Source organism: Gorillibacterium massiliense, from assembly GCF_000455485.1.
Lineage (GTDB): Bacteria > Bacillota > Bacilli > Paenibacillales > NBRC-103111 > Gorillibacterium > Gorillibacterium massiliense.
In genome coordinates this window covers 207989-231024 of the sequence record NZ_CBQR020000102.1, presented here as the reverse complement: position 1 = coordinate 231024, position 23036 = coordinate 207989, and the positions used below count along the sequence as shown (strand labels likewise).

Sequence of the window (23036 nt, the reverse complement as noted above, 5' to 3'; positions counted from 1 at the left end):
GCCGTTAGACCCGTTACGGTGAACCTTATCATAAATAAGGGCAAGTTTATCTAACGTGTATTTGAAGTCATTTTGAAGTTTCAGAAAAGGAGCAGATGAGGTGAACAAAACCGATCGGATGTTGGCCATCGTCATTGAGCTGCAGCGTAAAGGTGTGCTGCGCGCCGAGGATTTGGCTGCCAAGTTCGAGACGAGTGTCCGCACGATTTACCGTGACGTTCAAGCACTAAGCGAAGCGGGCGTTCCGGTGGCGGGTGCGCCGGGGGTAGGTTACTCCTTAATGGAGGGCTACTTTCTCCCTCCTGTCAGCTTCACGGCGGAGGAAGCGGTAGCTCTGCTCATCGGGGCGGACTTCGTCGATATGAGGCTAGATGCTGAGTACGGCGCGAAGGCCCGCAGTTCGCAGGAGAAGATCGAGGCGATATTACCGGAGAACGTCCGCGAGGAGACCGAACATATCCGGTCGGCGATCCGGCTGCTGAATGAAAGAGGGGCGAAAACGCGCGGACAGGAAAAAGAGATATTCGAACAATTGCGCCAAGCGATTCTTCAGAAGCGCAGAGTTCGTTTCCGCTACTCCAAAAACTTGCCTGATCCGGACGGATACCGTCATAGCGAGCGGACCGTTGATCCTTACGGGCTCGTTTTTTCCCAAGGGGTGTGGATGCTTGTTGCGTTCTGCGGGCTGAGGCACGACATCCGGCACTTTCGGCTGTCTCGCATGAACGGGCTTGCCGTACTGAAAGATTCGTTCAGGATCGTTCCGGGTTTTCGCTTTCAGGATCACCGGCATATAGACAACCGGAATGTCACCGTTCGCATGCTGGTCGACCAAGCCATTGCGGACCGGGTTCAGGAATCGGACAATTACTATATGGAGTCATTCGAGCCGGGGGAGGAAGGCTGGCTGGCGACGTTCCGCGTCCGGCGGGTGGAAGACCTCCTTCAGTGGACACTCGGATGGGGTGCAGCGGTGCGTGTGCTGGAACCGGAATCGCTGTGCGAACGGGCGCGCGAGGAAATCAAAAAAATGCTTGAACGCTACTGACAAACCGTTGTCAGTAGCGTTTTTGTATGATGGGTTCAGCTTAAGCAAAAAGGAGATGGGTTCAGCAATGGATACGAAAGAAACGTTGCGTAAATTCGAGGAGACGGTCAGTGGTTATATTCGAGAATTGGATGGCTCAAGTCTTGAGCAGCTGCTTTGGAAGCCGGCGGAGGATGAATGGTCGCTTGGTCAGATGTACATGCATTTGATCCGTTCTGCGCAGTTTATGCAGTTGAGGAACGCCGCATTGTGCCTGGAACCGGGCGGCAGCACGGAAGTCTCACAGGCGGGAAAGACGAAGCCGGGGGAGGATTTGTTCAAGACCGGGAGCTTCCCGCCGGATCGAATCCGAGTTGCCCCGTCCCCGCAATACACACCGCCGCAACCGGAAAGCAAGGAACAACTTGTCGGAGGGCTGCGGGATACGTTACGCCGGATGGTCGAGATCGAACCGGCGATTGCATCCGAGTTTGATCCGGATACCCAAGCTCAATTAGAACCGGGTAAGGAGATCGTAAAAAATACGGTCCTCCATCCGCGGCTCGGCGGATTGAACGCGTTGGAATGGTTCCAATTGATCGAGATGCATTATCGCCATCATTTGCTCCAGAAGATGCGTCTGCACGACGCTTGGAGGGAAGCGCATGAGTGAGCCTGGAAAGCCGTCCTACTGGATAGGCGTTGTCTCGGCATCGCATGTGCAGCGGGGGGTTAGCGGCGGCTTCGCCCAGATGTGTCACGGTAAATCTGCGCCGTTACGCAGGATGCAACCGGGGGATTGGCTTGTGTACTATTCTCCTCGAATGGAGATGGGAGACGGTGAGCCATTGCAGGCTTTCACCGCCATTGGCCGGGTTATGGACGACCGTGTGTACGAATATGCGATGTCCGCGACGTTTGTACCTTACCGCCGGAACATCGAATATTTTCCCTGCCGGGAGGCGAGAATCGAAGGCTTGCTTGACCGGCTGTCCTTCACCCGCGGCAAACGGAATTGGGGCTACCCGTTCCGTACCGGCCATTTCGAGATAAACCGTGAAGATTTCCTGACTATCACGGAAGCAATGCATGCGGCCATCCAATAAAGGATGGCCTTTTAACTTGCCGTTACAGACAGCGCGGATGGCATTTTTCGCCGATAGCCCCGTTAAGCTGAACCGTAACCAACGTTTACTTTTGGGACAGTCTCTTTTGTGTTGGAGATGGTCATTTTTCCAAAACCCATTTGCCATTTTGTTTGTCGAGATAAATAGTTGTGATTGATCTCGTTTCGATGTCCTCGTTTTCTTCGTCGCCTGGCGGCCCTTCGCTTTTTAATTATGAGACTTTTATCACTGATTAAATAATCACATCGCGAGTATTATGTAAAAAATCAAACCAGCAACGCCGCTTCATTAACTTCATAATTAGCATGCTATGATTGCTATGGATCACACTATAGCAGGAGCAGCTTCTGGAGAGACCGTGGGAATCCACGGCGCCGAAGGGTTCATAATCTCAGGCAAAAGGACAGAAGAGTACTTAATAATGATTTGTAACGCTGATTGAGTGATCAGCGCTGCAAGTATTATTCAATATTCTTTTGAACTGTGAGATTGGATGTCCTCCAATCTCTTTTTTTATTTGGTTTTAATGCATGGCATTCATAAGGGGGAAATTACTATGGCACAACCAGAATTAAAAAGGGAGCTGGCGAATCGGCATGTTCAACTCATCGCCATCGGTGGCACCATTGGTACCGGATTATTTTTAGGTTCAGGCAAAGCGATCCAACAGGCAGGTCCATCCATCATGATTACGTATTTAATCGTGGGTATCGCCGTATTTTTCGTGATGAGAGCGTTGGGCGAACTCCTGTTGTCGAAGGCAGGTTATCAATCGTTTACGGATATTGCAGAAGATTATCTTGGACCTCGGGCTGCATTCGTAACCGGTTGGACCTATTGGTTTTGTTGGGTCATGACGGCTATGGCTGATGTTATTGCTGTTGGCGTATATGTAAACTATTGGTTCGATATCCCACAATGGGTACCATCCATCATCTGCCTAATTATTTTATTAGGGCTCAATCTATTAACGGTAAAGAATTTCGGAGAACTGGAATTTTGGTTCGCTTTAATCAAAGTCGTCACGATTCTCGCCTTAATCGGCATTGGGATCATTTTGCTGATCATAGGATTTAAGACGGATGCAGGATCGGTGACAATACGAAACCTTTGGGAGCATGGGGGAGTATTTCCAAACGGCATTTCGGGGTTTTTATTTTCTTTTCAAATGGTTGTATTCGCTTATGTCGGTGTGGAATTGGTGGGTGTATCGGCAGCAGAAACATCCAATCCGGAAAAAAATATTCCATCGGCTATCAACAAAATTCCTCTACGCATTCTATTTTTCTATGTTGGCGCGCTTTTTGTCTTGCTGTGCATTAATCCATGGACTCAGCTCAATCCGTCGGAAAGTCCCTTTGTCAAAACCTTTACCTTAGTAGGGATTCCGATTGCCGCAGGGATTATTAATTTCGTCGTCTTGACTTCAGCCGCTTCCGCTTGCAACAGCGGGATGTTTTCAACAAGCCGGATTCTTTATAATTTAAGTAAGAACCGACAGGCGACCGCTTATTTTGGAAAATTGAATAAAAACCATGTGCCCGGAAACTCGCTTTTCATTTCTACGCTGGTCATATCCGTTGGGGCCCTTTTGAGTAAACTCATTCCGGGGCAGGCTTTTGGAATCGTGACAACCATAAGTGCCATTTGTTTTATTTGGGTTTGGGGCGTCGTCCTCGTATGCCATATAAAATATAAGAAAACCCAGCCAGAATTACAGGCAAAATCGAAATTCAAAGCTCCCTTCACGCCAGCGATAAATTATGCAGTCTTGACGTTGTTTATCGGGATTCTCATCATCATGCTGTTCGCTAAAGAAACTCGTCCGGCTTTATTGTTTACCCCTCTATGGTTTGTTCTATTATTCGTACTGTATTCGAGAGGGAGCAAAAAGGAAAGAAGCAGCCATGATATGAGTATGAGCAATACATGAGATTTGGAAAAGGCACCCGAAAGGGTGCCTTTGATTTTTTACGTTGTACGTTGGTTTCTTCCATATAAGAGATGATGTAAAGGCAAACAGATCACTAATAGAATAGATAGAATGATATACAGCCCGCTGTACCCTAGGGAAGGAACAAATAGACCTTGCAGGAACGGCCCGATCCCTAAACCGATATCGGTAAGAATGAAGAAGGTGGAGGTAGCCAGTCCAATACGATGAGCGGGTGCGACTTTGATCGCAACTGCTTGAGAACTGGACATATAGGTTCCATAACCGAACCCGATAAGCGCCCCGGCAAGTAACAGAATGCCACTGACGTGGGATTGGCTGAGAACGATCATTCCCAAAACAAAGGAAACGATGGCGGGGTACATGACAAAGTTCGATCCTTTTGAGTCGAACCAGCGACCTGTGAAGGGTCTTGTTACTACAATAGCTACGGCATAGACGACAAAAAAGAAGCTTGCTGCTTCAGTAACATGGTTTTCCTTAGCATAAAACGTCAAAAAGGAGATAATACCCGAGTAACAAAAGGCCGTTACTGCTGCTACAAGTGTAATGGGCACGGATTTGGATTCAATAAAATTGGACAACTTAAAGCCCTTCATTTCTGCTGTTTGTTCTTGCGTTAGCGTAATTTCTTGAATTCTTAACAAAAGGGCTATAACCAAACTGATGGCTGCACATCCTAAACAAAAAACATAAATGAGTTTAAAACTAAAATGCTCAAGGATGAATAAGCCGATAAAGGGACCAATGGCGGTTGCTAATGTCATGCTCAAGGCAAAATAACCGATTCCTTCTCCCTTTCTGGAGTGAGGGATAACGTGAGCGATAATGGTCCCCGTTGCCGTTCCCGCCACACCAAATGCAAAGCCATGGAGCAGACGGTTAGCAATGAGCATCATGTAACTGTTTACTTCAAAATAGAGCGCCGATGAAATCACGACCAATACGAGACCCGCAATCAGCAGCTTTTTGCGTCCAATGCGCTCCATGAATTTTCCGCCGAATAAACGACCCACTAATGCGCCAATGACAAAGATACTTGAAGCTAACCCTGCATGACTTTCGGACGATTGGAACTCATTAACGGCAAATTCAGAGATCGTGACCATTAACAAATAAAAGGTTAACATCTGAAAAAAATTAGTAGCTGTAACGCCTATAAAGTCCTTCGTCCATAGTTGCTCTTTATTCATGTATGTTACTTTCCTCTTTTCTTCTCCTCGATAGCACGTATCTTCGATCACTTGATTGACCTTCTTGACCACGAGAGTATTTTTTTTGGTAAGGATACATTAAGTGTACTCGAAGGATTTATATATGATAAATACGGATTTGTGATACCATATATTACGGCCATCTATATATAATCGAAGGAGAACTTGAATGGACATTCGCCATATCCAATACTTTTTAGAGGTTATCAAAAAGGGGAGTTTCTCTAAAGCCGCCGAAGATCTCCATATTTCTCAACCGACAATAAGCAAATTGATTAAAGATTTCGAGACGGAACTTGGTATAACCTTGCTCAAACGCACAACGAGAAAGTTTGAATTAACCGATGCCGGTAAAGTGGTTTATCAGCAAGGGCAAGTTCTCATTCAATCCTTTCAAAATATGTTCAGCGAGCTTGAGGATTTGAAGAAGGCTCATCAGGGGGATCTTCAAATCGGAATTTATCCGATGATCAGCAAACAGTTTTTTACTCGGATCAATTCTGCATTTCAGGTGGAATATCCGGGAATTACTGTTCGTTTCAAAGAGGATGGCGCACCCAATTTGAAAAAGGCGCTGATCGAAGGTCAAATTGATATGGCGCTTTTACCCTTTCCGCTTGAAAAAGACCTGTTTGATTACTTTCCCTTCTTCAGTGCAAATTTATTACTCGTGGTTCATCCGAGCCATGAATTTGCAAAGAAAGATCAAGTTTTATGGAGCGATCTGGAGAACGAGTCCTTTATTGTCGCCCATCAAGGCTTTGCCCTACATGACATCATTATGGAGCAGTGCAAAAAGTGCGGCTTCGCACCCAATATTATTGGCGAGGCCACGCAGTGGAGCTTCATGCTGGAACTGGTCGCGAACAACTTCGGCATCACCATCCTGCCTCAGAGTGAATTAAACGAATTGGCAGAGGATGCTTCCCATATGGGTCTGAAAGTCGTCTCTCTCGAGCCGGCCTTCGAATGGAAATTCGCCTTATGCTGGTTAAAGGGCGGGTACCTCTCCTACGCGGCAAAGGAGTGGATTAAGTTCACAAACTCGGAAGGAGCGGAGAAACCGATTGTTCTGGAAAAGCATCAACGGTCAACTTTGCAATCGGAAGAATAATCAGGTTTTGCAATGAGTTTGGCCTGATTATGCCTCAACTCATAACCCGTATTCCTGCAGCTTCCGGAACAAGGTGGCTCGCCCGATCCCCAAGAGCTCGGAAGCTTTATCCTTCGCTTCACCCCGTTCTTTTACAACGATAACGGCTCTTCGAATCGCCTCCTTCTCCAATGACCGCAAGTTTAGATCCCCACCCGAGAGATGATCCAAAGAATGATAGTCGATGTCCCTCAAATAAGCAGGCATGCTTGCTTTCGTTAGTTCTTGATTGGTTTCAATGTTCACTGCATATTCGATCACGTTGGATAATTCCCGAATGTTGCCTGGCCAATGGTACGAGACCAGCGTTTTTTGAAAACCGTCGTCCATGGAGCGGAAAGATTTGCGGTTGGAGCGGGCGTGTTTGTCCAAAAAGTACCTAGCCAAGGGCAAGATGTCTTCCCGCCTGTCTTTAAGGGAGGGCACAAATAAGGGGATAACGTTGAGTTTATAGTAGAGATCCTGCCGGAAAGAGCCTTTGGCTACGAGATCCTCGAGGTTCTTGTCCGTAGCGGCAATGAGGCGCAATTCCAGCGGAATTGGCTTTGCGGAATCCTCTCGCCGTATGGCTCGTTCTTCCAATACCTTCAACAGCGTTAACTGCACAGATAAGGGCATCTCGGCAATATCATCGAGAAACAACGTTCCCCCACCGGCTCGCTCCAGTGCACCGTGAGTAGCGCGGTTGGTTCCTTTTGCAGGCTCTCCAAATAGCTGGCGTTGAAGCATATCTTCTGACAGAACGGCACAGTTTAGGGTAATAAACGGCTTGTCCCGCCTCTCGCTGAAATGATGGATGCTTTGTGCAAAAAATTGTTTACCCGTGCCGCTTTCTCCATGGATTAATATCGGGGAGCGGCTATTGGCCGTCTTACGCATCAATTCCTTTAGACTGACAATCGCCTCATTTTTTCCGATAATTTCTTCAAATCCATGGGAGGGACCCTCGGTGATTTGCAATGCGGCAGTGGCAATTTGCTCGGGGTCCTGAAGGACGATAACCGTATTCCATTCTTGCTTCCCGGCGTCCAGATGATGAAAGTTGACGTATAGCTGGCGGTATCCGTTCTTCGTCAGGAAAAACATAGTTTGCCCCACCGATTCCCCTGGATCTGGATTTTTCGTTCCGAAGCTCTTGAGGAACTGCGCGATCAGATCGGGGTCAGGGTAAGCTTCCTCACCGAGATAGAGCAGCTTTCTCGCGGCAGGATTTATAAAGTCACAGCGGCCTTCGCGGTCGATCATCACGATTCCGTGGTCGAGGTAATGGACAAGCGTCGATATTTTCTGCTTAATCAGGAGTTGTTCTTGGTAGTATTGGTACTCAATCATCTTAGATGCGATGAGCTCGGCCATTTTTTGAAGGAAAGACAAATTTGCCTGCAAATCCCCAAACAACCGCTCTTTCTGTTCTGATTGTAGGGCGATTAACCCGATCACGCCGATGGCAGTATCTTCAACTTTAATTGGACAACACACTTCCCCTAGCTCCGGACATTTACCGAAATGCAGGCAAGGCCGGCACAGCTCATTTTGCCCTGGATTTTCTATGATGACAGGTTCCCCCGTATCCATACAGCGTCGATAGACATAATCCTCGTCTCGCATTTCCTGCCAAACGTTTGATTTAATGGCCCCCGTACCCGCCACTCTAAACAATTGCCGGTCAGCTACTTCAACTTCAATCTTTAGAGCGGAGGCGATTGCAACCACTACCTGCTGAATGGAGTTTTGAATGAATTTTAGTTGCATGCGATCGTCCTCTCTTACTCTTTTCGTGTAATAGAATATAACATGTTGAATGATTCGACACAAGGGAAGTGAAGGGTTCGGAGTATCGCCGAAGTCTCAAATAGATACCGGATATCATAAGGATACCTTTTTAGAATCCTTTAGTATCAAGGGATAACAGCATATATTGGATGGGGCGGATATCATATTAATACTTGTCTCGATGAAATTCGAGGCGTATATTAAATGTCATATTATTTGACGTAAACAAAACGGCAGACATCAAAAATGGATCATTTACAACATGGGACAAGGAGTACCGCATATGAGCCATTCTCTAAAAACGGTTGTTAACCCCAGGGTTAAAAAAGACTCGAAAACGCGAATTACTGAGCTTTTCGGCGACGAGGAGATCGGGAAGGCTGTTCGTTTCCATCGGAGTTTCCCGCAGTACAAGCCGACTCCCTTGGTCTCTTTGAATCATCTGGCGGAGCGCTTACAAATAAAGGGCATCTATGTGAAGGATGAGTCCTTCCGGTTCGGATTAGGATCTTTCAAAGTGCTTGGAGGGTCTTACGCGATCGGTCGCCTTATCGCAGAGAAGGCGGCGGTTGATCCGGGCAGCATGACGTTCGAAGGGTTGAAGTCGGATGCGATCCGGGAGAAGTCAGGAGATATGGTCTTCGTGACAGCGACTGATGGTAACCACGGAAGAGGCGTAGCTTGGACCGCATCACAGCTTGGCCATCGGTCGGTCGTCTATATGCCGAAGGGCTCTTCGCCAATAAGATTACAGCATATTCGGGATGCTGGAGCGGAAGCATCCATTACGGATTGGAATTACGACGATAGCGTGAGAATAGCGGCTTCGGAGGCAGAGAAGCACGGTTGGGAAGTGATCCAAGATACGTCGTGGAAGGGTTACGTGGAAGTGCCGCTCCATATTATGCAAGGTTACGCGACGATGGCACAAGAAGCGTTAAGCCAATTGAAGGAAAACGAAGCTGCCGGTCCGACTCATGTGTTCGTGCAAGCGGGAGTCGGTGCGTTTGCAGGAGCTGTAGTGGGTTATCTGAACGCGAAGATGGAGAAGTCCCCGAAAGTCATTGTTGTCGAGCCGAACAAGGCGGATTGTTTGTACCGTACTTGTAAAGCGGATGATGGGCAGCTTCATCGAGTGGAAGGGGACATGGATACCATCATGGCCGGACTGGCCTGCGGAGAGCCGAACCCCCTCGGGTGGGAGGTGCTCCGTGAATATGCGGATGTTTTCGCATCCGTGCCGGACAGTGTGGCCGCATTGGGAATGAGGGTGCTTGGCAATCCGCTCCAAGGTGATCAAAGAGTCATCTCCGGTGAATCAGGTGCGGTGACGGCGGGACTGCTGAGCATGGTTATGGAAGACGAAAACTACGCCCAGATTCGAGAAGAGATCGGGCTTGATGCGGATTCAGTCGTCCTTCTTTTTAATACGGAAGGAGATACCGATCCCGATATGTACCGCAAGGTTGTCTGGAACGGGAATTGCAAAGTGCCGGAGTTCGATTAAAGGGAGGAGCAACCATGATGAGCACAGAGCTAATTCTGCAGGCAGCGGAACGGTATCGCGAAGACATGTTCCAATTTCTGAGGGACATCGTCGCAATTCCGAGTGAAAGCGGCCGTGAAAGACAAGTCATTCAACGGATCAAAGAAGAGATGGAGAGGGTCGGATTCGATCGTGTTGAAATCGACCCACTGGGTAACTTGCTAGGTTATATAGGGCATGGCTCGACGTTAATTGCAATGGATGCTCACATTGATACCGTTGGGGTCGGCGATCTCAATAATTGGGATTTTGACCCATACGAGGGCTGTGAGGATGATGAGATTATTGGAGGAAGGGGGACTAGCGACCAGAAAGGCGGCATGGCCTCCATGGTCTACGCTGGGAAAATCATTAAAGAGCTTGGTCTGGAAGGCGATTATACATTACTTGTTACCGGTACCGTGCAGGAAGAAGATTGTGACGGTTTGTGCTGGGAATATATCATCCAGGAAGAAAAGATTAAGCCGGCGTTTGTCGTTTCCACGGAGCCGACATCATGCCGAATCTACCGTGGCCATCGCGGCCGGATGGAGATCAAAGTAAGCACGGCCGGTATTAGTAGTCATGGCTCGGCTCCTGAGCGGGGGACTAACGCGATCTATAAAATGGCACCGATTGTTGCCGAGCTGCAGCAATTGAACGAGCGACTGGCCGATCATCCTTTCCTTGGCAAAGGAACATTAACGGTCTCCGAGATCGCATCGACCTCCCCCTCGAGATGTGCCGTTGCAGATGGCAGCACAATATCAATCGACCGACGGCTGACGATCGGCGAGTCGTGGGAAGGGGCACTGGAGGAAATTAGACAGCTGCCTTCTGTCGCCGCTGCTGGAGCAACCGTGGAAATGTATGACTACATCAAGCCTTCCTATACCGGATTGCTGTATCCGAAATATTGCTATTTCCCGGCTTGGCTGCTGGAGGAGGACCATGAGGTTTGTCGCACGTTGGAACAAACGTATGTCTCATTGTTCAAGGAATCCCCCATTGTTGACAAGTGGACCTTCTCGACCAACGGAGTAGCGATTATGGGACTTCACGGCATTCCTTGTATCGGCTTCGGACCGGGTAAAGAAAGTGAAGCCCATGCTCCAAATGAGAAAACATGGAAGAGTGACTTGATTCGTTGTGCCGCCATGTATGCCGCCATTCCTGGTTCCTATATGCATAGTCTTCATAAAACCCAACCTCATTCATAAGGAGAGTCGATTCGTATGAAAAAGAAATCCTTGTCCATTGCTACCATCGCTTTATCTATTGTCACAGCATTCTCATTGACCGCTTGTTCCAGTAATAGTGACAGCAATAGCAAAAGCACCGTCGCTGCTTCCGAGGCTAGTCCAACATCTGTAGCTTCATCGCCTGTCTCTGGGAAGAAATACATCATTGCGACGGACGCGACCTACGCACCTTTCGAATTCAAGCAGGGCAATGAGTACGTGGGCATTGACATCGACTTGCTAGCGGCAATCGCCAAGCTTGAGGGCTTTACTTATGATCTGAAGCCTATGGATTTCAAGGGCATCATTCCTGCGCTTACGTCGAATCAGATCGATGCCTCGATTGCGGGCATGACCATTACGGAAGAACGGAAGAAGACCCTTGACTTCTCCGAAGGATATTTTGAGTCGGGAACTTCGGCTATCGTTCACAAGGATAATACGAGTATCCAGTCTACAGACGATTTTAAGGGGAAGACGTTCGCCGTCAAGAAAGGTACGGTAGGGGCGAAGTATGCGGAAGAGCACAAAGAGGAGTTCGGTGCAAAGATCGAATATTTCGACGATACGCCAACCTCTTTTCAGGAAGTAGAGAACAAAAATGCGGATATTTCATTCGAGGATTATCCGGTTATTGCATACATGCTGTCGGTTAACAAGGATGCTAAGCTGAGAATTGCGGTTCCGAAGCTGGCTGTTGAGTATTACGGCTTCGCCGTTAACAAAGGCAAAAACCAGGAGTTGCTCGCTGCCTTTAACGATGGCTTGAAGAAGCTGCAACAAAGCGGAGAATACGAGAAGATCACCGCGAAATACTTGGGCGAGACCAAATAAAGAACGAGCAACTTTTGGCAAGGAGGGTTGAAGCATGTGGGATTTATTCGTCAGTAGTTTTCCAAGCTTGATGGACGGCATGCTCATGACCCTGAGAATCACGGTAGTGGCCCTTTTGGCTGCTTCCGTGATTGGCCTTATCATCGGTTTGATGAATATTAGTCATTTCAAAGTTCTGAAAGCGGTGGCGATTGCATACATCGACCTCATTCGGGGCACACCGTTGATCGTACAAGCTTTTTTTATTTATTTCGGTTTGCCGAGCGTCTTGGATTTCCGTATTTCTGCACTTACCGCGGGTACAATTGCGCTCAGTCTAAATGCAGGAGCATATATGGCTGAGATTTTCAGGGCGGGCATCCAATCGGTAGATAATGGACAAATGGAAGCCGCACGCAGTTTAGGGCTGCCCTATCAAAAGGCGATGCTTAAAGTTATTTTGCCGCAAGCGGTTCAACGGATGATTCCCGCTATTTTGAATCAATTTGTCATTTCCCTTAAAGACACATCGATACTGTCCGCTATAGGCATACATGAACTGACGCAAAGCGGCGAAATCATCATCGCAAGCAATTACAAGTCATTTGAAATATGGGGTATGGTCGGGCTGATGTATCTTGTCATTATTACGTTGTTGTCGTACCTATCCCGTAGAATCGAGAGGTATTACCGCCTATGATACAAGTGACAAATCTATCGAAAAGCTTTGGTAAAACGAAAGTGCTGAAGGAGATCACACTAAACATACACAAGAGCGAGGTCGTGTGCATCATCGGGCCTTCGGGTTCCGGCAAGAGCACGCTGCTGCGTTGTATGAACAGGCTGGAGAACCCGTCAGGCGGCGACGTCATTGTGAATGGTCATAGCTTAATGGATCGAAAAATCGATATTAATAAGCTGCGGGAGAACATTGGAATGGTGTTCCAATCCTTTCATCTTTTCCCGCATATGACGGCGCTGGAAAATGTCATGCTTGTCCCCGTCCAATTGAAGAAGGCGATAAAGTCCCAAGCCAGGGAGAATGCGCTTCGTCTGCTCAAGAAGGTCGGGCTGAAAGAAAAGGCGGACGAATACCCAGACCGTCTGTCCGGAGGTCAAAAGCAGCGGGTGGCTATAGCCCGGGCGTTAGCGATGAATCCGGATATCCTGCTCTTCGATGAGCCGACATCTGCACTCGATCCCGAAATGGTAGGCGAGGTATTGCAGGTAATGAAGGAGCTTGCGCATGAAGGGATGACGATGGTCATCGTTACTCATGAAATGGGTTTCGCCCGGGAAGTTGGGGATCGCGTTATTTTTATGGATGAAGGAACCGTTGTGGAGGAGAATACCCCTGAAGAGTTATTTTCAAATCCGCGTAACGTGAGAGTCCAAGATTTTCTCAGGAAAGTGCTGTAGGTGTAAGACTAGCGTAAAATAATGCTCATTTAAACAATACCCCCATCCGCTATTGCAGCGAATGGGGGTAGCTTCAATAAAGAGGTTGCTTATTTTTTGGCGTGCGTTTCGATCCTTCTGGCGACCCGTTCCCCCAGTTCGGCAGATGCCTGGTACAGGTAGCTAAGTACGATGCTTTGCGTATTGGGGGATATGCCAGCAAGATCGACGGCCAGGTTATCTACCAAGTGTTCTTGCTGAAGTGGTGCAAGAGCACGATAATACTGACCGGCTTGCGTGAAGTCGTCTTGCTTAGGCAAGTCGGACCGCGTGAGGCGTCCTTCCACGAATCTCCCGTTGCCGCTGGTCACAAGAGAATGAGGCGTCCAGTTCATCTGATGATTGATCGGAATTTTGCGAAAATCCGGACCAAGCCGCCGCCGCTCCGAATCCCAGTAAATATTAGCGCGCCCCTGCAGCATCTTATCGTCCGACAACTCTGCGCCTTCCAGTAAGTTGGAAGGGGAAAAAGCCAACTTCTCTACTTGCTCCATATAATTTTCCGGATTACGGTTTAAGACTAATTTCCCCACTGGGAGAAAGGGATATTGCCGTTCATCCCAAATCTTTGTGTCGTCTAACGGATCATAAGGGAGAGAGGACTCGTCTTTGGGGTTCATCAGTTGCACGTAAAGCCCGTATTCAACCGTTTTGCCTGCATTCAGGGTATCGAATAAGTCCTTGCCGGCATAATCCGGATTCTCGCAAGCGAGTCGGGCCGATTCGTTACGGTCAATATACTGAACTCCCGCAAGAGGCAGCCAATGATATTTTACGTAAGTACGAACGCTTTGGGCATTTTTCCAGACGTACGTATTGACGCTGTGGCCCGGGATATGGCGAAGACTCTTGACCGTGCCCGCATCGGAGTAGAGCCAGACGAAAAAGCTTGTGGATTCCGGTGCTCGGGCGACGAAGCTCCAAAATCGTTCTGGATCGACGAGGTTGTTGACGGGAGAAGGCAAGAAAGCTTTTATGGATTCTGGGAAACGGATGGGATCCCGTACGGAAAACACGGGGATATGGTTACACAGCAGATCGAATACGCCATGATCGGTGTAGAACTTGGTGGCGAATCCGCGTACGTTTCGGGAAGTGTCCGGCGTGCCTTTGTTGCCGGCAGCCAAGGAGAATCTTACTGCGACGGGAACCTGCTGACCGGGATTTTGCAAGAAACAAAGCTGCGTATAAGCTGACATGGCATGCGTGGTTTGAAAGTAGCCAAAGGCGCCATTGCCCTTGACGTGCACGGGCCTTTCCAACAATTTCGTATGGATGAAAGTCTCTAGCGTTTCGTGCAGAATGTTATCCTGTTCCAAAACGGGGCCACGTTCGCCCACCGTCTGCGAATGAAGAGCAGCCGAAGTATCTCCTGACCATTTGTCAGGGCGATTTCCATTGTTCTCGCTCATCTTTCTACCTCCATGCTGATCTGCGAATTGCTGGGATATAGTAAAAGGTATGAGGAGCTTTTATGAGAATATGACAGTGCGCTTTGCGGTACAAAAAGGGAACGAAAGACCGTTCTATCGTTACAAGTTGGCATCGTGCCGACAATTTGCTATCATAATAGTGAACGGAGGTTCATTTATGCAAGTGCTAAAAGATGAAGTAAAAGCAGCTATCTTAGCTGCCGCGTGCAATGAGTTTTTGGAGAAGGGCTACAACAACGCATCCATGCGTGACATTGCCAGGCATGCGAGTGTATCAACGGGTAATCTGTACCGCTATTATTCCAATAAAGAAGAGTTGTTCTATGCTATTACAACACCCGTTTATAATCGTTTGCTTGCTTTGAGCGAGCATCAATCAGGTAAGCTTCATGGGGGTACTCAACTGACATTGGAGCAAATGATCATACAAATTGGCCACGTAATGAGTAGATTGCTTCGTGAAAATCGGAAGGATCTGTTGATTCTGCTCGATGGAAGTGCAGGAACAAAGTATGCAGATGCAAAAAATCAGATTGTCACCGTTTTTGCCGGGCATGTACAGGAACATCTTGAGGCGATGGGGCACGTTACGGAATATCAATCGCAGTCAATCGGGCACGTGACTAAGTTGGCTGCGAGACCGCTGGCTGTCAGCTTTTTGGAAGGATTGTTTGAGATTATGCGTCTTTATGAGGACGAACAGCTTATTAACACATGTACGATGCAGTACGTTGACATGCTGTTTCAGGGGTTCGGAAAGTTGGTTTAGTAAACATTTTTTTTAGATCAAAAATGAACGGCTGTTTATTTTTATAAAAAAGGAGAAATCCAATGGAAACCTTCACCCAAACTCGTTATGGCTTAATGGAATATCGAATTGCCGAGCCTGAAAATAGCCCGGCAGAACGGACCTTGTTGATTATCAATGGAGGGCATACGCATTGTAACTCTCCACTTCCCGATGAGCCCTATCTGCTGGATGCGGGTTTTCGGCTGATTGTCCCTTCACGTCCCGGTTATCAAGGAACCCCATCCACAACTGGTAGAACGGCTGAAGGGGCAGCTGATGCACTCGCCGCATTAATGGACAAGCTTCAGATCCATCAGATTGATGTCATAGCATTATCTGCTGGCGGGCCTACGGGACTTCAGCTTGCAAGTAGATACCCCCAGCTTGTTCGGAGCCTTGTTCTACAGTGCGCTGTAACATGCGAATGGCCGGACGCCAAGCAGAAACGTATAGCTTCGCTGTTATTTAGACCCGGTATAGAGCGGCTATTTTGGGCGTTTTTCCGAGGGGTGCTGAATGCAGCCCCCCGGTTTACACTCTCGAAGTTAATGGAGAGCTTGACTACCTTGGATGCCAAAGCAATCATAAAAGATTTGGATGATGAGCAACTTCTTAGCATGAAGCAGTTTGTTGAAACACAACGTTCCGGTTCAGGATTCATGAACGATATCCATCACAAAAGTGGGGATCTTTCAAGTATTCAGGCGCGGACACTGATTGTTTTCAGCAAGTATGACGGTACTATCCCATACCATCATGTTGAATACGCGATGAGTCGAATCCCTCATGCTGAGTTGTGTCTAACGGAAGCAGAAAGCCATCTTATGTGGTTCAGCCCGCACTATCGTGTGGTACGCAGCAATATGCTGGATTTTTTACAGAAAATATAACAATGGTAGTCATCTCCAACTGAAACGAAAGTTTAAGCATCTTCCCCATGAACATCTCCCCGTGCTTTTCAAAGCAAAATGCAGTCGATTTCTGGTACAATAGGAAGATTTCATATATACGTTCATTGGATGGACTGCGGTAGGTTGCCGCTTAGCAACCGGCTACAGTCCTTTTTGAATTTCTCTGAAAATGATAAGAAAACTACCTAACGCATATTTCGTTTTGAAAGACCATGGTTATTTCTTGTTTTGGTTCCACATACCTATTAACCAAATTGTATCATAATCTGATTTTTCGCATGCCGGCATGGGGAACCGCCTGTTTTCCATCCGTCAAAAGGCGGTCTTTCTTGAAAAAGTGAACAAAAACGGTCGGTCATTTTGTTTTGAAAATGGATCTTTATTATTTACTTCTTGACAATGTATACTCCAAATCCTAGAATGAAAGCGATAACAAGTTATTACAAATGGTAGGTTTTGTTTTGTTGAATGGTGATTTTTTAGCCATTTTGTTATGTTTGTTGTTAGGGGGTGGGCGATGCAGGGAGTGAATAGAGAAAAGTGGGGTTTCTTGATTTTTACAAAAAGAGGGTCAAATAAGGAGGACTGCCTGAAATGGATATGAAAAAGGGTTTGATTCTGGTTACCGCCCTGGCATTAGTTCTAGGATCGGCGACAGCATGTTCAAAAAATAAAAGTAATACCTCCAGCAAAGACAGCAGTATCGCTCAAAGTGCAATCCCAAATAAAAACACTTCCGATCCGCAAATTAAGGCGGGGAGCTCGGTAACGGTCATTAATCCCAAGATCCCGACGCTCGATCCAACGCAATGGCAAGGACAAATTCTGGTTCAGCAAGGGACGCTGCTGGAAGGACTCTATGGTTACAATCAAAAGAATGAGATCGTTCCGAAGATCGCCACGGGATACAAAGTCTCCGATGACAAACTGACTTGGACCTTTTCGCTTAGAAAAGATGCCAAATGGTCGAACGGCGACCCAGTAACGGCGAATGACTTCTATAACTCCTATATGTATCAATTGGATCCGAAAAATGCGACCGCACAGCTTTGGCTCAGCGTTCTTAACTTTGTTAAAAACAGCTACGCTTATCACGCAGGCTCCGTCGGCAAAGACGAAGTTGGTTTGAAAGTCGTCGATGACTATACATTGGCCATTACGACCTCGTTGCCTCACGCTATTTTGGGCGATATGGTTCTTTCCGGTTCGATGCCCATTAATACCAAAAGTTTGGAAGCGCATCCAACCAATTGGTTCGAGCCGGCTAATTTCGTAAGCAACGGTCCGTACACTGTGAAATCGTTCACGCCTAACGGCGAACTCGTCATGGTGGCTAACACCAACTATGTAGGCACCAAAGATCAGCTCAATCATGGCAATGTCGAGACCATCCATATTCTTCCGGAGTCGACGGTACCTGTAGAAGTTTACATGGCCGGCAAAACGGATGTTTCTCTCGTGCAGTCCACGTCTGACTTGCAATATGTGAAGACGCATGATTTGAAAGATCAGCTTTACATGGCCCCGAACTATTCGATCCGCTACTTGGAATGGAGCAATCCGACGACAGAATCTCCGTATGACAAGAAAGAAGTACGTCAGGCTATAGCGAAGGCGATTCAGCGCTCTCCTATCGTCGATTCGGTTCTGAACGGCATGGGCGGATCCACCAATACCTTCTCTTCCCCGGGTTGGGCGACGGATAAGCTGGAAAAGGGAATTGAAGAGAATCTGAGCGATGCTAAAAAGATGTTGAAAGACGCCGGATACGAGGGTGGTAAAGGCCTGCCGAAATTAACACTCTATATTGGCATTAAGGATAAAGATCCCCAAGGTGAAAAAATCGCATTGGCCCTTGGACAGGAGCTGCAACAAAATCTGGGGATTCAATCGGAAATCAAACAGTTGAGCGAAACGGAATGGAACGCTTACCAGTACAGCGGTCCGCAAGCCGACGCACAACCTGGCTTTATCCTGGCCTCGGGCGCCACGAACTGGAGTGAACCCGGAAGCCTGGATATGGGCGCAACCCAACAGATGTATGCTATCGGAACGCTGGATGCGCCGCTGGAAGCCACGAAGAACTTTGTGGATTGGAGTAAGGATGTCTACTATAAACCGGCTATTGCCCAGTACGGGGATCCGAACGATGCGAAAGTAGGCGTGAATTGGAACGATTGGGCTGCCCTTGAAAAAGCGGCCAAAGATGATATCGCCTATATAAACGAATGGAATGCCAAGCAGCCTCAAGAATGGCAAGTCTATTTGAATCCTCCGGGAGGCACGACGCGTGAGGTGCAATGGCAGCAAATCGTCGACAGTTGGAAGAATGCCAAGACCGACGCTGATAAACACGCAGCCTTCGTAACCGCGTGGACCTTCGTTGCGCCGAATGCGCCGGGCGCTAAACTGAATCAAAACGCCCTGGACGTTCTCGTGTATTACGATAAGACGACAACCGATACCCTGCGGGATCTGAGAATGTGGAAGGACGAATTCGTGAACGCCTTGACGGTTGAGGATGCCGCACCGTTCGCCGCCAAGGTTGTCAACAGCATGCTGGATGATGCCTACAACATCCCACTGTTTTATCAAAAGCAATTCTTCTTGGTGAAGAAGGGCGTTACCGGTGTCCAATCGAACCCGTGGGCATGGGGCAACTTCTACGGATTCCAATATTTGAACGTAGAGTAAGCGCAATCGAATAACGATCATTCAGGGGCACCGATTTGGGTGCCCCCCTATGATTGGTAAAGGAGACTGGGATATGGCTGTCACCAAGTTTATTATCAAGCGCATTATTCAAATCATCATAACCTTAATCCTGGTTATGGCTGTCAGCTATATTTTGATGTATTATTCGCCGGGCGGCTTCATGCACACGACGGTCATGGCTACGGTACTGGCTCCGCTGCAAAGCCAAAATCCGATCCTTTATCAACAAGTCATGGACCAATTCCAAAGCCGGTACGGACTGAATCAGCCGCTTTGGCATCAGATTTTTAATTATGTTGGGCATGAATTAACCTTCAATTTCGGAAACTCGATGCAGAACCCATCCCTGTCCATTATGTCGCAGCTTAAGGACACCTTGCCGGTCAGCTTGAAGCTGGCTTTCGGATCCATTTTTCTTTCGGTTGTCATTGGGGTTCCTTTTGGCGTGATCGCGGCGTTGAAACGAAACACTTGGATCGATTATGCTCTGAGCTCTGTCTCTTTGGCCGGTCAGGCGATTCCATCTTTCGTTCTTGCTGTTATTATGGTTCTGCTGTTCGGCGTCGTTTTCCCAGACATTCTGCCCATTTCCGGATGGGGCTCCTGGAAGGATGCCGTGCTGCCGGTCATTTGTTTGTCCGCCGCGAACGTCGGGGTAGTGGCCCGCTATATGCGCGGAAGCTTGATTGAAACGATGAGGCAGGATTATATCCGCACGGCTAAAGCCAAGGGAGTCAAATATTGGCCGATGGTTTTGAAGCACGGAGTCAAAAACTCCCTGACAGCGATGATTACCGTTATTGGACCACAATTTGCGTTTACCGTCATGGGAACGATCTGGGTGGAACAAATATTCGGGATACCCGGACTTGGAAAAGTAATGCAGACGGCGTTCACCAGCTTTGACTACCCGCTGGCCATCACCTCTGTTTTCCTGCTGGGCTCCATGATTATGGTCATGAATTTAATGGTTGACATCATATATGCCATCATTGATCCGCGCGTCAAATTATAAACAACCTTGCGTTCCAAAGAGCATAGGAGGGGGAGCCATTGGCTAGTCCTGCAACAACAACTGCAATTCGTGCAAACGTCAGCGATAAGAAAAATAAAAATCGATCTCCGTTTCGTCAAGGCTGGAGACGTTTTAAAAACCACCGTCTTGCCGTTATCGGTCTGGTCTGGGTTGTCCTCTTTTTCATTATCGGTATCATTGGGCCGTGGGTTGCCCCACATGACTATCACATGGGCGATTTCTTGGCGATCAACCAAGCGCCGTCCTGGCATTATATCTTCGGCACGGACAATGTGGGCCACGATATGTTCAGCCAAATCTTGTTCAGTGTCCGCAGTGCGCTGATCATTGCCCTGGGAGCGACGTTGGTCAGCTTTGTAATCGGCGTTATTTTAGGCCTGTGGGCAGGCTTGCGCGGCGGCATCGCGGACGTGGTGATTATGCGCGGCGTCGATTTCATGATGACGCTGCCGGGTTTTTTATTTGCCTTGATCTTGGTTGTTATGTTAGGCCGTGGTTATTGGTCGCTGATCTTGGCCATCGGAATCCCCGGTTGGGCAGGTTATGCGAGACTCATCCGAAGTTTGGTCCTTGGCATGCGCAATGGCGAGATGGTGGAAGCAGCGACAGCTTTAGGCGCTTCTCAGATGCACATTGCGAGAAAGTACATGTTGCCGAACGTCATCGGCAGCATGGGGGTTGCCCTTGCTTTCGGGATTCCCGGCGATCTGGCGCAGATCGCGGGCTTGAGTATTTTTGGTATGGGTCTTCAACCGCCGATTCCTTCTTTCGGCAACATGATTGCCCAAGCCAGTGATAGTATTCTCGGCTTCCCGTGGTTGCTCTATTTTCCGGCGGGTATCTTTGCGATGACCTTGCTTTCTTTTCTTTTCGTAGCGGACGGTCTCCAGGAAGCGTTTAGTCCGAAGGGAGGCAATTGACATGAGCGGACCGTTGCTTGCGATCGATAATCTGCAAGTGAAATTCTCCAGAAACGAAGATGAAGTTTGTGCCGTCAATGGCGTCAGCTTTTCGATAAATGAAAATGAAACGCTAGGCATCGTAGGCGAAAGCGGCTCTGGCAAGTCCGTTACTTTGATGTCTTCGATCGGGCTGCTTCGCGAGAATGGCAAAATCACGGCGGGGACCGCCATGTTCCAGGGAAGAGATCTGTTGAAGCTGAAGCCCAAACAGTTGGAAGACATCCGCGGCCGCGATATCGGCGTTGTTTTTCAGGATCCGATGACGAGCTTGAATCCGGTGATGCGCATCGGCGATCAGATCATGGAGGCGATGCTGACGCATCATTATGTCAGCCGCAAGGAGGCTTTCGAACGGACGCTGCATTTGCTGCATGAAATGGGCATTCCGGATCCGAAGGCGCGGTTTAAGAACTACCCCCACGAATTTTCCGGGGGAATGCGCCAGCGCATTATGATTGCTATCGCCCTGGCTTGCGAGCCGCAGCTTTTGATTGCCGATGAGCCGACAACCGCTCTCGACGTCACGGTGCAAATGCAAATTTTAGCGCTTCTTCAAGAGTTGCGCAGCAAACGCGGGATGAGCGTGGTCATGGTAACCCACGACTTTGGGGTTGCGACGAATTTTTGCGATAAAATCATCGTCATGTACGGGGGCCAAATCATGGAGGTGGCCAAAACCGAGCAATTCATCCGGGAGACGGCTCACCCCTATTCCATCGGGTTAAAACGCTCGATCATCGAAGTCGGTCAGCGCGGCAAAGAGATCATGCCGATTCCAGGGGTCTCCAAATCGCTCACGGAGATACCAACAAGCTGTTCCTTTGCGCCCCGTTGTTCATTCGCGACCGAGCGTTGTCTCCGTGAATTGCCCAAGCTTCGCGCATTTGGCGGAGATCATCAAATCGCCTGCCATCATGCCGAGGAGGTCGTTTCCCTTGCCAAATAACGTATTGCTGGAAGTTGAAAATATATCGAAGATTTTTCGCGTTCAAGGTAAAAAGCTGCATGCCATCGAGAACGTTTCCTTTACCTTGGAGGCGGGAAAAACGCTGGGTCTTGTGGGTGAAAGCGGTTCGGGAAAGTCGACGTTAGGACGCTTGGTTTTGCGTTTGCTGGATTCAGATAAGGGCAAGATTACGTTTGACGGGACGAATATCTCCAAGGTTAGGAAAAAAGCTCTGCGTCCTCTGCGCAGAGATATGCAAATCATTTTCCAGGACCCCAGCGCGAGTTTGAACCCCAGAATGACAGTGGGGGATGCCATTGAGGATGCCATGGCGATCCACAAGATCGGCACAAAAGCAAGCCGGCAAGAACGGGTAAGCGAATTGCTGAAACGCGTAGGACTGCCGGATGAAGTCAAATATGCCTATCCCCATGAATTGTCCGGCGGGCAATTGCAGCGGGTAGGAATCGCCAGAGCTTTATCGCTAAACCCGAAGCTGATTATTTGCGATGAACCGGTTTCTGCTTTGGACGTATCGATTCAGGTGCAAATTATTCAACTGCTGCTCGATCTGCAGAAGGAGTTTAACCTGACGTATATTTTTATTTCGCACAACTTAGCGGTGGTCGAATATTTGAGCGATGAAATCGCCGTTCTTTATTTGGGCGAAGTGGTGGAACAAGCTCCGGCGGATGAATTGTTCCATAAACCGATGCATCCGTACACGCAGGTATTGCTCCAATCGATTTTAAAGGTTCCGGATCGTATGGAGAATAAGCAGGAGTTATTATTCATTCAAGGCGAGGTGCCATCGCCGCTTAATCCTCCAAACGGGTGCACTTTCCATCCGCGCTGCGCTTATGCAACGGATGAATGCAAATCGGTGAAACCGGGACGGAAGGAAGTATCGGAAAGCCATTTTGCGGCTTGCCATTTGGTTAAGTAGCAAGGCTAAACG

20 protein-coding genes and 1 riboswitch are annotated in these 23036 nt (G+C 48.2%); of the genes, 17 read left to right on the top strand and 3 right to left on the bottom strand.

Annotated elements, in window-relative coordinates; translation table 11 throughout:
* Nucleotides 1-100 precede the first annotated feature (100 nt).
* The 4 genes from TJ79_RS14130 (at nucleotide 101) to TJ79_RS14115 (ending at nucleotide 4087) form a co-directional block, all read left to right on the top strand.
* Nucleotides 101-1048 carry a helix-turn-helix transcriptional regulator gene (locus TJ79_RS14130; protein ID WP_040950946.1) on the top strand — a complete coding sequence of 316 codons (948 nt, stop codon included), beginning with the start codon at nucleotides 101-103 and terminating at the stop codon, nucleotides 1046-1048.
* A gap of 67 nt (nucleotides 1049-1115) precedes the next feature.
* A complete protein-coding gene (locus TJ79_RS14125; RefSeq protein WP_040950945.1) occupies nucleotides 1116-1700 on the top strand; it encodes a DinB family protein in 585 nt (194 codons plus the stop codon).
* Nucleotides 1693-2133, top strand: coding sequence for an EVE domain-containing protein (locus tag TJ79_RS14120; protein WP_040950944.1), 441 nt, complete (start codon nucleotides 1693-1695; stop codon nucleotides 2131-2133). The genes TJ79_RS14125 and TJ79_RS14120 overlap by 8 nt, the downstream gene beginning before the upstream one ends.
* A 358-nt stretch (nucleotides 2134-2491) precedes the next feature.
* Nucleotides 2492-2571: riboswitch (glycine riboswitch) on the top strand.
* A gap of 139 nt (nucleotides 2572-2710) precedes the next feature.
* Complete coding sequence (locus TJ79_RS14115; protein ID WP_040950943.1) at nucleotides 2711-4087, top strand: amino acid permease; 1377 nt, start codon at nucleotides 2711-2713, stop codon at nucleotides 4085-4087.
* 38 nt (nucleotides 4088-4125) lie between these two features.
* Here the strand turns inward: TJ79_RS14115 and TJ79_RS14110 are convergent, their stop codons facing one another.
* Nucleotides 4126-5301 carry an MFS transporter gene (locus TJ79_RS14110; RefSeq protein WP_040950942.1) on the bottom strand — a complete coding sequence of 392 codons (1176 nt, stop codon included), beginning with the start codon at nucleotides 5299-5301 and terminating at the stop codon, nucleotides 4126-4128.
* A 190-nt stretch (nucleotides 5302-5491) separates the two neighbouring features.
* Between TJ79_RS14110 and TJ79_RS14105 the strand changes: the two genes are divergently transcribed.
* The gene (locus TJ79_RS14105; RefSeq protein WP_052339591.1) at nucleotides 5492-6436 is read left to right on the top strand and encodes a LysR family transcriptional regulator; all 945 of its coding nucleotides are present in this window, start codon (nucleotides 5492-5494) and stop codon (nucleotides 6434-6436) included.
* A 39-nt stretch (nucleotides 6437-6475) separates the two neighbouring features.
* Here TJ79_RS14105 and TJ79_RS14100 read toward each other — a convergent pair whose 3' ends face one another.
* Nucleotides 6476-8227, bottom strand: a complete 1752-nt coding sequence (locus TJ79_RS14100) for a sigma-54-dependent Fis family transcriptional regulator (RefSeq protein WP_040950941.1) — start codon at nucleotides 8225-8227, stop codon at nucleotides 6476-6478.
* A 283-nt stretch (nucleotides 8228-8510) separates the two neighbouring features.
* Here TJ79_RS14100 and dpaL point away from each other — a divergent pair, with 283 nt between their 5' ends.
* The 5 genes from dpaL to TJ79_RS14075 are packed head-to-tail and all read left to right on the top strand — an operon-like array spanning nucleotide 8511 to nucleotide 13246.
* Complete coding sequence (dpaL, locus tag TJ79_RS14095; protein WP_202903327.1) at nucleotides 8511-9755, top strand: diaminopropionate ammonia-lyase; 1245 nt, start codon at nucleotides 8511-8513, stop codon at nucleotides 9753-9755.
* 17 nt (nucleotides 9756-9772) lie between these two features.
* Nucleotides 9773-10993 (top strand): YgeY family selenium metabolism-linked hydrolase, encoded by a 1221-nt coding sequence (locus TJ79_RS14090; protein WP_081756923.1) that lies wholly within the window; start codon nucleotides 9773-9775, stop codon nucleotides 10991-10993.
* A 15-nt stretch (nucleotides 10994-11008) separates the two neighbouring features.
* Nucleotides 11009-11848, top strand: coding sequence for a transporter substrate-binding domain-containing protein (locus TJ79_RS14085; protein ID WP_040950938.1), 840 nt, complete (start codon nucleotides 11009-11011; stop codon nucleotides 11846-11848).
* A 34-nt stretch (nucleotides 11849-11882) separates the two neighbouring features.
* Entirely contained in the window at nucleotides 11883-12527 is a 645-nt protein-coding gene (locus TJ79_RS14080; RefSeq protein ID WP_040950937.1) for an amino acid ABC transporter permease, read from the top strand.
* Nucleotides 12524-13246, top strand: a complete 723-nt coding sequence (locus TJ79_RS14075; RefSeq protein ID WP_040950936.1) for an amino acid ABC transporter ATP-binding protein — start codon at nucleotides 12524-12526, stop codon at nucleotides 13244-13246. The genes TJ79_RS14080 and TJ79_RS14075 overlap by 4 nt, the downstream gene beginning before the upstream one ends.
* A gap of 89 nt (nucleotides 13247-13335) precedes the next feature.
* Here the strand turns inward: TJ79_RS14075 and TJ79_RS14070 are convergent, their stop codons facing one another.
* Entirely contained in the window at nucleotides 13336-14697 is a 1362-nt protein-coding gene (locus tag TJ79_RS14070; protein WP_040950935.1) for a catalase, read from the bottom strand.
* A 178-nt stretch (nucleotides 14698-14875) separates the two neighbouring features.
* Here TJ79_RS14070 and TJ79_RS26010 point away from each other — a divergent pair, with 178 nt between their 5' ends.
* From TJ79_RS26010 to TJ79_RS14035, 7 genes are all read left to right on the top strand, one after another.
* Complete coding sequence (locus TJ79_RS26010; protein ID WP_052339590.1) at nucleotides 14876-15487, top strand: TetR/AcrR family transcriptional regulator; 612 nt, start codon at nucleotides 14876-14878, stop codon at nucleotides 15485-15487.
* 62 nt (nucleotides 15488-15549) lie between these two features.
* On the top strand, nucleotides 15550-16398 hold the full coding sequence (locus TJ79_RS14060) for an alpha/beta fold hydrolase (RefSeq protein WP_040950934.1): 849 nt from the start codon (nucleotides 15550-15552) through the stop codon (nucleotides 16396-16398).
* A 615-nt stretch (nucleotides 16399-17013) separates the two neighbouring features.
* On the top strand, nucleotides 17014-19113 hold the full coding sequence (locus TJ79_RS14055) for a peptide ABC transporter substrate-binding protein (RefSeq protein WP_155987884.1): 2100 nt from the start codon (nucleotides 17014-17016) through the stop codon (nucleotides 19111-19113).
* A 49-nt stretch (nucleotides 19114-19162) separates the two neighbouring features.
* The gene (locus TJ79_RS14050) at nucleotides 19163-20149 is read left to right on the top strand and encodes an ABC transporter permease (RefSeq protein WP_238323014.1); all 987 of its coding nucleotides are present in this window, start codon (nucleotides 19163-19165) and stop codon (nucleotides 20147-20149) included.
* 38 nt (nucleotides 20150-20187) lie between these two features.
* The gene (locus TJ79_RS14045; protein WP_238323013.1) at nucleotides 20188-21090 is read left to right on the top strand and encodes an ABC transporter permease; all 903 of its coding nucleotides are present in this window, start codon (nucleotides 20188-20190) and stop codon (nucleotides 21088-21090) included.
* A 1-nt stretch (nucleotide 21091) separates the two neighbouring features.
* A complete protein-coding gene (locus TJ79_RS14040) occupies nucleotides 21092-22078 on the top strand; it encodes an ABC transporter ATP-binding protein (protein ID WP_040950931.1) in 987 nt (328 codons plus the stop codon).
* Complete coding sequence (locus TJ79_RS14035) at nucleotides 22068-23024, top strand: ABC transporter ATP-binding protein (protein WP_040950930.1); 957 nt, start codon at nucleotides 22068-22070, stop codon at nucleotides 23022-23024. Before TJ79_RS14040 ends, TJ79_RS14035 begins: the two co-directional genes overlap by 11 nt.
* The last annotated feature ends 12 nt before the right edge of the window (nucleotides 23025-23036 follow it).